The organism is Alteromonas sp. ALT199 (genome assembly GCF_018619335.1).
In the GTDB taxonomy this organism is placed as follows: Bacteria; Pseudomonadota; Gammaproteobacteria; order Enterobacterales; family Alteromonadaceae; genus Alteromonas.
In genome coordinates this window covers 1-13,724 of the sequence record NZ_JAHHDX010000083.1, presented here as the reverse complement: position 1 = coordinate 13,724, position 13,724 = coordinate 1, and the positions used below count along the sequence as shown (strand labels likewise).

General features: G+C 44.0%; 11 protein-coding genes. 1 reads left to right on the top strand and 10 read right to left on the bottom strand.

The window, feature by feature from the left end; genetic code table 11:
* Positions 1–146 precede the first annotated feature (146 nt).
* From serS to lrp, 6 genes are all read right to left on the bottom strand, one after another.
* Entirely contained in the window at positions 147–1,451 is a 1,305-nt protein-coding gene (gene serS / locus KL866_RS08220) for a serine--tRNA ligase (protein ID WP_214994548.1), read from the bottom strand.
* A gap of 10 nt (positions 1,452–1,461) precedes the next feature.
* Positions 1,462–1,845 (bottom strand): fluoride efflux transporter CrcB, encoded by a 384-nt coding sequence (crcB, locus tag KL866_RS08215; protein WP_025255362.1) that lies wholly within the window; start codon positions 1,843–1,845, stop codon positions 1,462–1,464.
* Positions 1,846–1,918: 73 nt separating this feature from the next.
* Positions 1,919–3,226: a replication-associated recombination protein A gene (locus tag KL866_RS08210; protein WP_214994546.1), complete on the bottom strand. Its 1,308-nt coding sequence runs from the start codon at positions 3,224–3,226 to the stop codon at positions 1,919–1,921.
* Complete coding sequence (lolA, locus tag KL866_RS08205; protein WP_214994544.1) at positions 3,213–4,040, bottom strand: outer membrane lipoprotein chaperone LolA; 828 nt, start codon at positions 4,038–4,040, stop codon at positions 3,213–3,215. The genes KL866_RS08210 and lolA overlap by 14 nt, the downstream gene beginning before the upstream one ends.
* A 16-nt stretch (positions 4,041–4,056) precedes the next feature.
* Positions 4,057–6,849 (bottom strand): DNA translocase FtsK, encoded by a 2,793-nt coding sequence (locus KL866_RS20565; protein WP_025255365.1) that lies wholly within the window; start codon positions 6,847–6,849, stop codon positions 4,057–4,059.
* 284 nt (positions 6,850–7,133) lie between these two features.
* Positions 7,134–7,619 carry a leucine-responsive transcriptional regulator Lrp gene (gene lrp, locus KL866_RS08195; protein WP_025255366.1) on the bottom strand — a complete coding sequence of 162 codons (486 nt, stop codon included), beginning with the start codon at positions 7,617–7,619 and terminating at the stop codon, positions 7,134–7,136.
* Positions 7,620–7,804: 185 nt separating this feature from the next.
* Between lrp and ald the strand changes: the two genes are divergently transcribed.
* Positions 7,805–8,938, top strand: a complete 1,134-nt coding sequence (gene ald / locus KL866_RS08190; protein ID WP_025255367.1) for an alanine dehydrogenase — start codon at positions 7,805–7,807, stop codon at positions 8,936–8,938.
* Between the two features lie 182 nt (positions 8,939–9,120).
* On the opposite strand, the gene pyrF is transcribed toward ald, so the two are convergent.
* From pyrF to KL866_RS08170, 4 genes are all read right to left on the bottom strand, one after another.
* On the bottom strand, positions 9,121–9,819 hold the full coding sequence (gene pyrF, locus KL866_RS08185) for an orotidine-5'-phosphate decarboxylase (RefSeq protein WP_214994538.1): 699 nt from the start codon (positions 9,817–9,819) through the stop codon (positions 9,121–9,123).
* Between the two features lie 6 nt (positions 9,820–9,825).
* Positions 9,826–10,995: a lipopolysaccharide assembly protein LapB gene (gene lapB, locus KL866_RS08180; RefSeq protein ID WP_025255369.1), complete on the bottom strand. Its 1,170-nt coding sequence runs from the start codon at positions 10,993–10,995 to the stop codon at positions 9,826–9,828.
* Positions 10,995–11,255: a lipopolysaccharide assembly protein LapA domain-containing protein gene (locus KL866_RS08175; protein ID WP_311236133.1), complete on the bottom strand. Its 261-nt coding sequence runs from the start codon at positions 11,253–11,255 to the stop codon at positions 10,995–10,997. Before KL866_RS08175 ends, lapB begins: the two co-directional genes overlap by 1 nt.
* A gap of 80 nt (positions 11,256–11,335) precedes the next feature.
* Positions 11,336–13,678 (bottom strand): PilZ domain-containing protein, encoded by a 2,343-nt coding sequence (locus KL866_RS08170; RefSeq protein ID WP_214994534.1) that lies wholly within the window; start codon positions 13,676–13,678, stop codon positions 11,336–11,338.
* Between the last annotated feature and the right edge of the window lie 46 nt (positions 13,679–13,724).

Genomic DNA, 13,724 nt, shown 5'->3' with positions numbered 1-13,724 from the left:
AGTTAATTAACGGTTACCTAACAATCGTATGGATTATTATACAGGCTTGTATATGAAAAAATCCGGCACCTACTCTAGGTGCCGGATTTCTAATATGATAAGAATAACAAACGTAAGGCTTCGAGCGAATCACACCCGCTTAAAATTTAACCTTTTGTTGATGCCTCAATCACTTCTTGACCAGCCATGTAAGGCACGAGTGCCTTTGGAATGGTTACGCTACCGTCCGCTTGCTGATTATTCTCCAGAATAGCTACAAGCGTGCGCCCTACCGCCAAACCAGAACCGTTCAATGTATGAAGCAGTTCAGTTTTATTCGTTTCAGGGTTACGGAATCTTGCCTGCATGCGTCTTGCTTGAAAGTCAAACATGTTTGAACATGAAGAGATTTCACGGTAAGTATCCTGCGCCGGTAGCCACACTTCAAGATCGTAGGTCTTGCATGCGCCAAAGCCCATGTCGCCCGTACATAGCAACACTTTGCGGTAAGGTAGCTCTAACTTTTGCAAAATAACTTCTGCGTGACCTGTCAGCGCTTCTAGTGCGTCAAAGCTATCTTGTGGCTTTACTAGTTGAACAAGTTCTACTTTGTCGAATTGATGCTGACGAATAAGACCACGGGTATCACGACCATACGAACCCGCTTCTGAACGGAAGCACGGTGTATGTGCTGTCATTTTCACAGGCAATGTCTTCGCATCTAAGATTTCATCGCGGGCGAAGTTTGTTAGCGGTACTTCTGCCGTTGGAATAAGGCTTAGCCCCTGTCCTTCTTCGGTTGCTGGCTTAGTATGAAACAAATCCTCACCAAACTTAGGCAACTGGCCTGTGCCATATAAACTGTCGGCATTAACCAAATAAGGCACATACATTTCTTGATAGCCATGTTCTTGGGTGTGGGTATCTAGCATAAACTGAGCTAAGGCACGATTTAATCGAGCAATATCACCTCGCATTACAACAAAGCGGCTTCCTGTCAGCTTGCTGGCCATAGCGAAATCAAGGCCATTGTTTAAGCCTTCGGCAACATCTACGTGATCTTTTACTTCAAAATCGAACGTTCGCGGCTCACCCCAACGGAAAATTTCCACGTTGTCGTCTTCATCTTTCCCTTCTGGTACAGACTCATGTGGCAAGTTAGGAATGCCTTGCGTAAGGGTATTTATTTCATCTAACAGTTCGCTAAGCTCTGCTTTAGCGGCATCAAGCTCGTCACCAAGTTTGCCCACTTCAGCCAAAAGTGGTGCGATATCTTCACCCTGTGCCTTGGCTTTACCAATGGATTTACTTCGTACATTACGCTCGTTTTGCAGATCCTGTGTTCTGGACTGAAGTGTTTTTCTTTTTTCTTCAAGCGAACTGAAAGCTGCTACATCGAGGTTAAAACCGCGGGCAGCTAATCGCTTAGCTGTTTGTTCTATATCGCTTCGCAAACACTTTGGATCTAACATGTGTTTCTATTTATCCTTTCATTAATTGAATGGCTAGCCAGCCTGCTATTAAACAAGCGCCAACGTTAAGAAATACATTTGCTGCGGCTTTAAGCCACAACCCGTTTTCTAATAAAGTTAAGGTTTCAACGGAAAAAGTTGAGAATGTAGTAAAGGCACCTAATAGCCCTACACCGATAAGCGCACGGTATGGAGAGTCGCTCAAATCATGGCGTTCAATAAAACCGTACAGTAATGCGAGTGCAAACGACCCAACCACATTTACCGTTAGTGTACCAAACGGCATGTGTTTTCCAAATAAGGAATCAACACTTGTGGTAATAAAATAGCGTAAACAGGCGCCAGTCGCCCCGCCTGCGGCAATAAAACAATACAAAGCTAACCCTTGAGGCACGAATAACTCCCTAGCGCGTCTTTTACAAACTTATCGATGTTCTTTGAATTCGTTAAGGTACACGTGTGCAACTTTACCTTTTATTGTTACTTCTCGCATTAAGTGAATCGAGAAATTCACGCTTTGCTTTTAATGCTTTTTCTAAACCGCGCTCGTTAGGGTTGTACAAGCGAATTCCTGTGAGGCTTTCTGGTAAGTACGATTCGCCAGCTGCGAAGGCATTCGGCTCGTTGTGTGCATAGCGATAACCGTCTCCATGACCCAATTCTTTCATAAGTGACGTAGGCGCATTGCGTAGGTGCATAGGAACTGGTGCATCAGAAGTCTTTCGTGCTAACGCTTTTGCTTCATTAAACGCCATGTAAACCGCATTACTTTTTGCAGCTAAGGCACAGTAAACGGCGGCTTGTGCAATAGCACGCTCGCCCTCCGCAGGTCCCACCCTGTGAAAGGTATCCCATGCGTTTATGCATAACTGCATAGCTCTTGGGTCCGCATTGCCAATGTCTTCTGATGCAATAGCAAGAAGCCGTCTTCCCACGTATAGCGCGTCTCCGCCGCCATCGAGAATTCTTGCATACCAGTATAGGGCGGCGTCTGGGTCTGAGCCTCTTACTGATTTGTGGAAAGCTGATATTAGGTCGTAGAAGGTATCGCCTTTATTGTCGTAACTGGCAACTTTCTCGCCTACCGCATGCTCAACATCGTTAACGGTGATCTCGTTAGCGCTTGTAAAGTCGGCAGCTAACTCTAAATAGGTTAGGAGACGTCGGGCATCACCACCGCTTAAATCAATAAGGGCGTTTCTGGCTGTTTCATCAATACCAAGTGCCCTGTCGCCAAGGCCTTTTTCGCTATCGCTCAGCGCTCTATCAATTAATTCAGACAGTGCTTCTTGTTCTAGTGTCTTTAACACATAAACACGTACACGAGATAACAGGGCTTTATTTAATTCAAATGAGGGATTTTCAGTCGTAGCGCCAATAAAAGTCACTACGCCAGACTCTACAAATGGGAGAAAGGCATCTTGCTGGCTTTTATTGAACCTGTGGACTTCATCAACAAACAGCAACGTTCGCTGGTTATAGCGGGCGTTTTCTTCAGCCGTATCCATGGCGGCTCTGATGTCTTTTACCCCAGAGGTAACCGCTGAAATACGTAGCACAGATGCATTGGTGTACTGAGCAATGAGTTCGGCAAGAGTCGTTTTGCCTGTGCCGGGCGGCCCCCACAAAATCATAGAATGGCAATGGCCCGCTTCTAACATTTTACGAAGTGGCTTACCCTCTCCAAGCAAGTGCTCCTGACCACTGTACTGCTCTATACTAACCGGGCGCATGCGCGCCGCTAATGGCGCGAAGTCTGGATTAACGCTGGTCATCAACTATGAAGCTATTAGGAATATCAACTGAAAATGTATCAGCAGGTATAGGAAAGCGGGTTTCAATATCTTTGAATACCAAGGTGCTTATTTGCTGCTGAGCATCAAGCATATTAAGCGAAGCCAGTTCATTCTCTTGATTAAAGGTTAAAGTGAGCGTGACAATTTGGCCACCTTCTTCCTTTGGTGTAATTTGATAACTTTTTTGAACGCTATCGCTATTGGCGTTGTTTGTCGCATTGTTTTCAATTTCAGCTGCCGATGAAGCGCTATGCAATTGGTTAATAGAAAACTTCGACCATGTTGCCTCATCGATAGATGTAAGCAAAACAATAGGATTATCTCTAATCGCATTGGCTTGTGATAGCACGGTTACCTGTTCTACGAATGTATCTACATTCCACACCGCTTCACCATCAGCCACCAAAAGGGTTTCGTCAGGAAATGTAGTTTCCCAGCGCAATTTGTTGGGACGAGTCATAGTAAGCGTGCCTTGAGCCTCGTGCACCACGTTTTGCTGAGCGTCTACGACTGTTTGGTCGAACCCTGCACGGAACTGCTTCATATCGCTTAACAGCACCTGCAGCGAGGAGCTCACAGAGTCATTGGTGTCGTGAGTAACGTTTGATAACTGGCTATCTTTTAACGATGCATTTGTTTGTTTGCTTTCGCGAACATCAATAACTTCTGCACGTCCATATGTAACACTTTCACTGTTAGTAGCATCAAGAACTACCGCAGCGTCAGCAGAATCAACTGCTATGCCGACAGTCGTTAGTGCGCTTATAAAATAAACTGAAACTGCTCTAATCATTTATTCAATCCATTCGTTATTCTTTGTGGGGCGGCGGTGCAAGAACCTCACGGTTTCCGTTATGCCCCTGTGCACTTACGACACCACTCATTTCCATTTGTTCAACTAAGCGCGCTGCGCGGTTGTAACCAATTCTAAATTTACGCTGCACGCTTGAGACACTCGCGCGGCGAGTTTCGGTAACAAACGCTACGGCTTCGTCGTAAAATGCATCGAATTCTTGGTCTTCGCCCTCGGGCTGCTCACCTGGAAGTAAAACTTCAGCCGATGCTTCACCATTTAAAATTTCATCAATATATTCTGGCTCACCGCGCTTCTGCCAGTCAGCCACTACTGCATGTACTTCGTGATCATCCACAAATGCACCGTGAACACGGGTTGGCACAGGGCTACCAGGAGGCAGATAAAGCATGTCACCCATCCCTAACAAAGTTTCTGCACCTTGTTGGTCTAGAATGGTTCTTGAGTCTATTTTACTAGAAACTTGGAATGCACAACGGGTTGGAATGTTAGCTTTAATCAAACCGGTAATAACATCTACCGATGGACGCTGAGTAGCAAGAATAAGGTGAATACCTGCTGCACGGGCCTTCTGTGCGATACGTGCAATAAGCTCTTCAACTTTTTTGCCCACAATCATCATCATGTCGGCGAATTCGTCCACTACCACAACAATAGCTGGAAGTTTTGCTAAGTCTGGCGCTTCAGCGTCCATACTCTCTTCATTCTTCCAGAGTGGATCTTTAATTGGCGTGCCATTAGCAATGGCTTCTTCAACTTTTGTGTTATAGCCTTTTAAATTACGCACACCAAGGGCGCTCATTAGACGATAGCGGCGTTCCATTTCTCCCACACACCAGCGAAGCGCGTTTGCCGCTTCTTTCATGTCGGTCACTACCTCAGAAAGCAAATGCGGAATGCCTTCATACACTGAAAGTTCTAGCATTTTGGGGTCAATCATGATCATACGAACGTCTTCAGGCGTGCTTTTATAAAGCAAGCTCAATATCATAACGTTAACACCCACAGATTTACCAGATCCGGTAGTACCAGCCACCAAAAGGTGTGGCATTTTCGCTAAATCAACGACCACAGGTTGGCCCGATATATCAGCACCTAATACCATTGTAAGCGGCGATTTATTAGACTGAAATGTATCGCAGCTAATAACTTCGCTTAAACGTACCATTTCACGCTTCTTGTTAGGTAGTTCAAGTCCAATGACTGATTTACCAGGAATTACTTCAACTACGCGCACGGAAATAGCTGACATTGCACGAGCCAAGTCTTTCGACAAACCGGTAATTTTACTAACTTTAACACCAGGGGCTAAATCAAGTTCAAAGCGCGTAATAACGGGCCCTGGGTAGACGCCCACTACAGTAGCTTCTATATTGAAGTCAGCCAGCTTTTCTTCTACCAAGCGAGAAATGCCTTCAATTTCTTCTGGTGTTAGTGGGTTTTCGTGCTTGTCAGCGCGTTCAAGTAAATCAAACGACGGCATAGGTGGTAAGTCTGGGTCTATTTCCCCTACCTTCGCTTTTACTGGTTTGGCGCCTACTGCCGCAGGCGTGAATGTTTGAGTGGCACCTAGATTAGCCCCCTGATTTTGACCACTTTGCGAATGTGAAGTTTCCGTAAGCGGTTCATTCTCTACAACAGAGGTCGTACTATTATTTGTCGAAGACATAGGCTTACTCCCTGTTTCGTAAGGCAAGTCTTCGTCAAATTCTTCTAATTCGTCAAAATTGATATGCGGGCTCTGTTGGACCTGACCATTTTGTTCTGCTTGATGGTATTCATCTTGTGACTGAACTGAATCTTTTTGGCTCGGTTTATCTAATCCAACTTTATCTTTAAAGCTACCGGTAACCGCATCGCGCATGCCCGACAGTGAAAACGCCGACTTTTTGGTTTCAGGCTCACTATCAACCATTGGGGTTTCTGCACTGGAAGTATCATTGTGATGAGATTTAGGCGCAGCTTGAACAGAATCAGCCCCGTCATAGGTATATAACGGTGGTTCATCGTCTAATTCGTCTATACCAAATGTAGGCTCGTTGCGAAGCGGCGCCGCTCTCTGAGTTGGCTGTTCTTTAGCCTGCGTTGTTGAAGCCGGTGGTTCAGCGCGCATGCTAGTTATATCGAGTTCGCCGCTGGTGGTATCATCATGATCGGACGATTTGTTAGCTAGCGCCAATCGCGGCATTTCAAGGGCTAGTAAACTTTGGGGTGCAGATAAGGTTTTTCTCCCTACCCACAATGTGCCTTCACCTAATCTGTCGATAATAGTAAGCCAGCTAATGCCAGTAAGTAAGGTAAAACCTGTACAAAAAAAGCAAAGCAACAATAAGATAGTCCCAGCAGTATTAAAGTACGGAATAAGTGCTGAACTAATTACATCACCAACAAAGCCGCCGGCTGAGAAGTTGTAAATATCATCGAAGTTTATACTGGCGATCCCCGTGGCGCCCAGGGCCATTAACAACCCACCAATAATCCGCAACCCGATAGTGAGATAGTCAAATTCGTCTAGTTCTTTTATGTGTTGAAATAAGAACCAGCCCAAAAATGCAGAGCCGAACGGTAGTAAATAAGCAAGGAAGCCAAATGAAAAAAGCAATAGGTCTGCAACCCAAGCCCCCGTAGCTCCAACCCAGTTGTGTATGTCTAGCTGTAAACCAGCCTGACTCCAACCGGGGTCCCCTGGATGAAAAGATACTAGTGCCAGCAATAAGAAGAAGGCGAAAACACAGGCGATAATCATGCCTGCTTCCCACACTCGCTGAACTCCTGTTAATCGCGCCATAACCCTAAAAACCTTCAATTTCTATCGCATGTAGTTTCATAGACTATTTGAACTTGTCTACACACTATCTTTACGCTAATCGCAACAAAGAGCTTAGCGAACTCTTTGCAATCCCTACATAATTATTATTTGTTTAATTTTTGGTAAGTTGCTGAACATAGTGTTGAAATAACTAGAATCCTCTCCTACCCCATGCTGCGTAATTCAACATTCCTTATGTTGCACACAAACACTGTATTTTTGCACAGCCTACCACAAAAACACACTGCTGAGCCACGCTTTCATTACTTCAAATTAATGCGCAGTGATGATGTACTTTTCACTTCTTCCATTACAACGTAAGTACGTGACTCGCTGACCCCAGGCAAGCGTAGTAAGGTATCGCCAAGTAGTTTTCTATAACTACCCATATCAGCAACTCTCGCTTTTAAAAGAAAATCGAAATCCCCAGAGACTAAGTGACATTCTTGTATATCGTCATGCAATTTAACTGCAGCAGAAAATTCTGCGAAGATATCCACCGATGTTTTAGTTAATGTAATTTCTACGAACACAAGCATTGCAGCACCAAGCTTTTCTGGGTCTACAATAGCGTGATACCCTTTGATGTAGCCCTGCGCCTCTAGTCTCTTGACTCTCTCAAGGCAAGGACTAGGGCTTAAGCCTACTTCTTTAGCAAGCTCGACGTTCGATATACGACCGTTTTTTTGCAGTTGCACCAGTATATTCCTGTCTATTCGGTCAAGGTGTTTGGGGGTCTTTACCAGCATATAAAATATTTATAAATCGCATTTGAGTAGAATTATATGCCACAAAAGCAAGTTATTCAGCAGCTAGTTCGTTTTTTTATGACGTATACTCGCCAAATATGTTTATGAACAGTAATGGCTGAACATAAACATAAAAAGTTCAACCAGAGCCACATAGAAGCTCACAATATTATTGAGGACTATACATGTTAGTTGGTGTACCAAAAGAGATTAAGAACCATGAATATCGTGTTGGCTTGACGCCAGCCGCTGTAAAAGAATTTGTTAGCAATGGTCACAGCGTTCTTGTTGAAACTTACGCAGGTGATGCTATTGGTTTCACTGACGAAATGTATGTAGAAGCAGGCGCAGCTATTGCGCCTACTGCTGAGCAAGTGTTTGCTGAAGCAGAAATGATTGTAAAAGTAAAAGAGCCTCAGCCAAATGAATGTAAAATGCTGCGCAAAGGCCAAACGCTTTACACCTATCTTCATTTAGCGCCAGATCCAACGCAAACTAAACTACTTATTGAGTCGGGCGCAACGTGTATTGCGTACGAAACCGTAACTGACGATCGCGCTGGTCTTCCACTCCTTGCTCCAATGAGTGAAGTAGCGGGCCGTATGTCTGTACAAGCTGGTGCGCACTACTTAGAAAAAGCACATGGCGGCAGCGGAACACTTCTTGGCGGCGTGCCAGGCGTAGCACCAGGTAAAGTATTGGTTATCGGTGGTGGTGTTGTCGGTACTAACGCCGCTAAGATGGCACTAGGCTTAGGCGCTGATGTAACCATACTAGACCGTTCACTTCCGCGTCTTCGCCAGCTAGACGATATCTTTAATGGCCAAGTTAAAACGGTTTACTCAACGGTTGATGCTATCGAGCACTATTCTTCTAAAGCGGATCTCGTTGTTGGTGCAGTACTTATTCCAGGAGCTGCCGCACCTAAGCTACTAACACGCGAACAAATCAAAGCAATGAAGCCTGGCTCTGTTTTGGTTGACGTTGCTATTGACCAAGGTGGCTGTTTTGAAACTTCTAAAGCCACTACTCATCAAGACCCTGTTTACATTGTTGACGATGTGGTTCACTACTGTGTTGCAAACATGCCTGGTGGCGTAGCGCGTACCTCTACAATGGCGCTTAACAATGCGACCTTGCCATTTGGTCTGGCTTTAGCAAACAAAGGCCCAGCAAAAGCTATGTTAGAAGACAAGCACTTGCTCAATGGCTTGAACGTTCACGAAGGTAAAGTAACCTATAAAGCGGTTGTTGATGCACTTGGTGAAGAGCTAGGCTTAACCTATACGCCAGCTGAAGTAGCGCTTAAAAGCGAATAAATTTAGGTAGAGGGTGTAAGCCGTTTACCTCATTGAATGAAAAAAGCTCGGTATGTGACGTTCACATCCGAGCTTTTTGTTCTTGATACAGCTCCAGCTAGGGAAAGTTACTTTCTTAGCCTCAGTGTTACTGTTCTATCACATATTCTCTTTCATAATGATAGCTATGCTGCTAAAGGGTTTTAGTCGTTAATTGAGGCGTTTACGGCTTTTAACACGGCGATAGGGTCTTCTGCTTTTGTGATAGGTCGCCCCATAACTAAATAACTCACGCCCGCTTTCATTGCATCAGGTGGTGTCATAACACGTTTTTGATCACCCGCATCTGCGCCTACTGGGCGAATACCTGGTGTAACTAACAGAAAATCGTCACTATATTTTTCACGCAAAGCGCTGGCTTCCTGCGCTGAACAGACGATGCCGTCTAACCCTGCTTTCTGTGTTAAAGCCGCTAAGCGCAAGACTTGTTGCTCTGGAGTTACGCCGCTTACCACATCAGCAAGTTGCATCTCATCCATGCTGGTAAGTACGGTAACCGCTATAAGCTTAGTTTCAGGGTTACTACTTGTTGCAATGGCTTCTTTCGCCGCTTGCATCATAGGTAGACCGCCCGACGCATGCACGTTTACCATCCAAACGCCAAGTTCTGCCGCCGCTTTGCATGCTTTTGCCACTGTGTTTGGGATATCGTGAAATTTTAGATCTAGGAAAACATCAAAGCCTTTAGCGATAAGCGCTCTAACGAACTCCGGCCCGAATAAGGTGAACATCTCCTTGCCCACTTTTAGCTTGCACAAGCTTGAATCTAATTTATCAACAAACGCCAATGCCGTGTCTTTATTGTCATAGTCTAATGCAACAATAACGCGTGGGTCATGCATGTTCTTTTATTCTCCGTCTAGCCCTTTGATAGGTTTTACTACGCCCCACTTTTTACAGCTTGGGCACAGCCAATATAATTTTCGACCAGAAAAGCCACAGCTGCCACAGCGGTATTTCGGGCGCTGTAACATTTGCTTTTCTACTAATTCTTTAAGTAAGCGCAGGCTATCAGCGGTGGTTTTATCTGAAAGCTGGTCAATATAAAGCCCCATAAGCGTTTTAAAACCGCGCATAGTCGGACGTTTGCGAAGCTGCTCTAGTAAGTATTCGGCAGCTTGTACTGTCTCACCGCGCTTCATTAGAACATCAACCATAGCCAGGTAAGATGTGGCGCACTCTTGCCAGTGTGCTTCTAAGTTTTTCTGAAAGCTTTCCCAGTCATCGGTTTCTTCAGCAATTTTTTCAAGGCTAGGCACAGCTTCACTGAACCAATTGATATCACGTTCGGCCACTTGGGTAAAATATGCGTTAGCATCTGTAAAGCGTTTTTGATTGAGCGCAATATCACCCAACATAAGCCACGGTCTTACAGCATGCTCGTCAGCATTAACTGCTTTCTGTAACAGCGTAAGTGCCGCCCCCTGACTCTCGTTTTTTAGCTCAACGGATGCTTGTTCACAATAGAAGTGGGCCAAACGCTCGCACAAATCGTCATTATCACCATGACACTGCACCATGCGCTCCGCCAATTCTATCGCTCTTTCCCATTCTTTTGTGGTTTGATAGATGCTAAACAGCTGTTGCTGAGCAACCAGGTAGTGTTTTTCACTGTTTAAAAGTTGAAGAAATGCGTTTTCTGCACGTTCTAGAAAGCCTGCTTGCGTATAGTCGTGGCCAAGCTCTCTTAGCGCATTTTCACGTTGAGCGGGTTGAAGCTCATCTCGACTGACCAAGTTTTGATGGACTTTAATTGCACGGTCTATTTCACCGCGATGACGGAAAAAGCTGCCCATCGCAATATGGGTTTCAACCGTATCGCTATTTACATTAATCATTTTGATTAGCGTATCTACGGCCTTATCTGGCTGGTCTGAAAGAAGAAAGTTCAGGCCTTTATAATAATGTTTAGATAGGATACTTGACTGTTTTCGCTGCGCTTGACGGACGCTATTACGGCCCATTATCCAACCGTACCCCGCCGCAACAGGTAAAAGAAGAAACAGCAGTTCGAGCATTAGTCGTTTTGTTCCAAACTCTGTATTTTAGATTGCGCAGACATTAACTGAACGCGTAATTTAAGCCAGCTCATTAACATGATTAAAATACCGATACCCACGCCAATAGACAGTGTTATCGCTATTAATGTTGATAAGCGAAGATTCGCCTGAGCAATTAAATAATTTACAGTGACTTGCGCTTCATTTTGAGAACCGATCACAAATGCGATGGCAAGCAGTACTAAAATGATGAGAAAAGTTAGGATCCCTTTCAACACTCAACCCTTTTTTATTGATTTATTTACAAGAATAGCAAAATGCGAAAAGAGATAACACAAAAAGCGTGTGAGAAATAGTTTTAAGCAGCGCCCCCGTCTTCTAAGTCATGACGCTGTGGTTTTGCAATTAGGTTTTCAACCACTAGGTCGTGGTGAAGAGCCGACATATTGGTAATGAAAATACAGTGCGTGTACCCTGCTTGCATGGTTTCGAGTTTGTCATACATGGCTTTGTCTAGCTTAGAAAGTTGCGCTAGTCGCTTTTTGGTTAATGGCGTTATTGCGCCGTGACAGCGTATTGCAGTAATGTCAGTTGCACTAAGCTGAATTTTTTCTTCATCTAACTGAGTTTTAATTTGTGTACGCAGCTTAGAGAACAAGAAGTCTCGTTCTTTAATGTATACCAAACGGCTGTCGCTTTTTCTCACGCAATGGACCACTAACGCTTGTTCAGACGTTTCTTTGAACATCGCTTCTAAGATTTGAGACTTAGGCTTAGCTTGGCCTTTGTCTGCGAAAAAACCATGAAGCGGAATAATATTTTGCGTTCGTGAAAATGGGTAAAGGTCGTCAGATACATCGCTTTGATACACAGTTTTAAGCCTGTCTAGTGTGAACCTATTCATCACGCAAAGGACAGACAATGACGGCATATGTCTAACGGCTAGCTCCCAAATATAACGATGTGTTAAGCGCTGAGTGCGAGCAATGTCTCTTACTTTGAAATACGCAGTATTCTCTTCAACCATATGGCCTACGCTAGAGGCAACTTTTGCTTTTCGTGTTTCTTCAACAAGATTTAGCCGTACCACGCCGGTTTCGGCTTGATAATGTACCACCTTATACTTTTCACCCTTTATTTTTAATTCAGGTACGGAAACGCGTATTTCTTTTTGCAGGTCACTATGTGGTGCAACCTTCAGCTTCATGCCGCTGGCACTTAAATCAGCTACGCGTGCATCAAGTGATGTAAGCAAACCTACTTTAATAGAAGCGGGTTTATCGATTACGTAGCGGGTTTCACTACGTCTATCTAAATCCTCTTCCATGACATAATCTATTCGCCAATTGTCGCCGCTAGCCCTGAGTGTTTTTGACAAAGGTTTAAAGTCGCATTTGGCCGAAAGTGTGAGGTTAGTAAGGTAAGCAGAGACGTTTTTACAGTAAAGAACATGGGAGACCTGTGCCAGTTGTTCAAACTCTTTACTAGCAATATCGTGAATAGCGAAGGCTTTTTGTTTATCTTCACGCGTTACACTATCTAGTCGACAGTGGGTACAGATAAAGTCGCCGCTTTTCGCAAGTAAATACACCAACGCATTAAGTTGTTTAAGTGCGAGAAGTTGTCTATGCGTTGCAGTTATCTGTACGTTACCGTTTTTGGTTTTAATATTGCCGTGAAATACATAAGCTTCACTATATTTTTGAAGTTCGTCAGCTAATGTAGCGAATATGGGTTTATCTTGTAAGCTAGCCAATAACTTTTCAGCGTCATTGTGTTCAACATTGGCTTTAGTGAAAAGCGCAATTATTGGTTTGAGTGATTTTTTTTCTGGCGCAAGAAATACGGGAAGCCATGGGCTATTTTCAAGTATACGATCGCGCTCGAGTTCCTGCATGGCGCGCTCAATTTCTAAATCTCGCTGCAGCGGTTGCTTATATGCAGTTACCGATACATAGTGTTTAAGCGTTGCTAAAAAGCCTTTATCTACGTCACTTTGAAAAACGAACGACGTCTCGTACTTCCCTAAGTGCTTGTTGTATTTCACCGACTCGAGTTCAAGTGTAATTTCAGTGGGCTCTTTGGTAAGCCCTTTTACTTCGGGAAAAGTAAACGTAATAATATCGCCGGTAGATGCATTGGGAGGCCTTTTCGTCTCAAGCGCTATACCCTTGTGCGACATTGAGCTTACGGAGCAATGCCGTCCTTTTTCAAAATCAGGAGAAGAAATAGTAAAATTCGGACGAATAGCAATGTCATCGCCAAAATCGATATCGGTAAACGACTGGCTCTCGACATTAAATGCATCAACAATTTTTTTAAATTGTTCTTTTTTAATTTGGTTTTGGTAGAAGTCTGAGTTCATTACAGACTCAAACACACCAACGGTATATCTATCTTGATACAGTGATGTTTCGTTTTTGAGGATCTGCGCCCCAACCTTATCAAGACGCATTTGCACACCGAAGTGTTTAAATTTCATGACGGGAAATTGAGCAAAAGAAGAATTATCAGCGGGAGCATCAGTTAGTGAGGTTAACCGAACAACCTCTTCCTTTACTACTTTTCGAACACTACTAGGCAAACGCTTCGAAAACTTGTTAATCCCCTCCAACAATTTATTTTGTTGTTCGTAAGGAATTAAAGCACGAATAAGCGGCTGGTATTGTTTTATTATTGCTTCTTCATCGCCGGCTGACATTACATCTATAAATACCGTTTTTTATTATCTAATTAATATATAACCC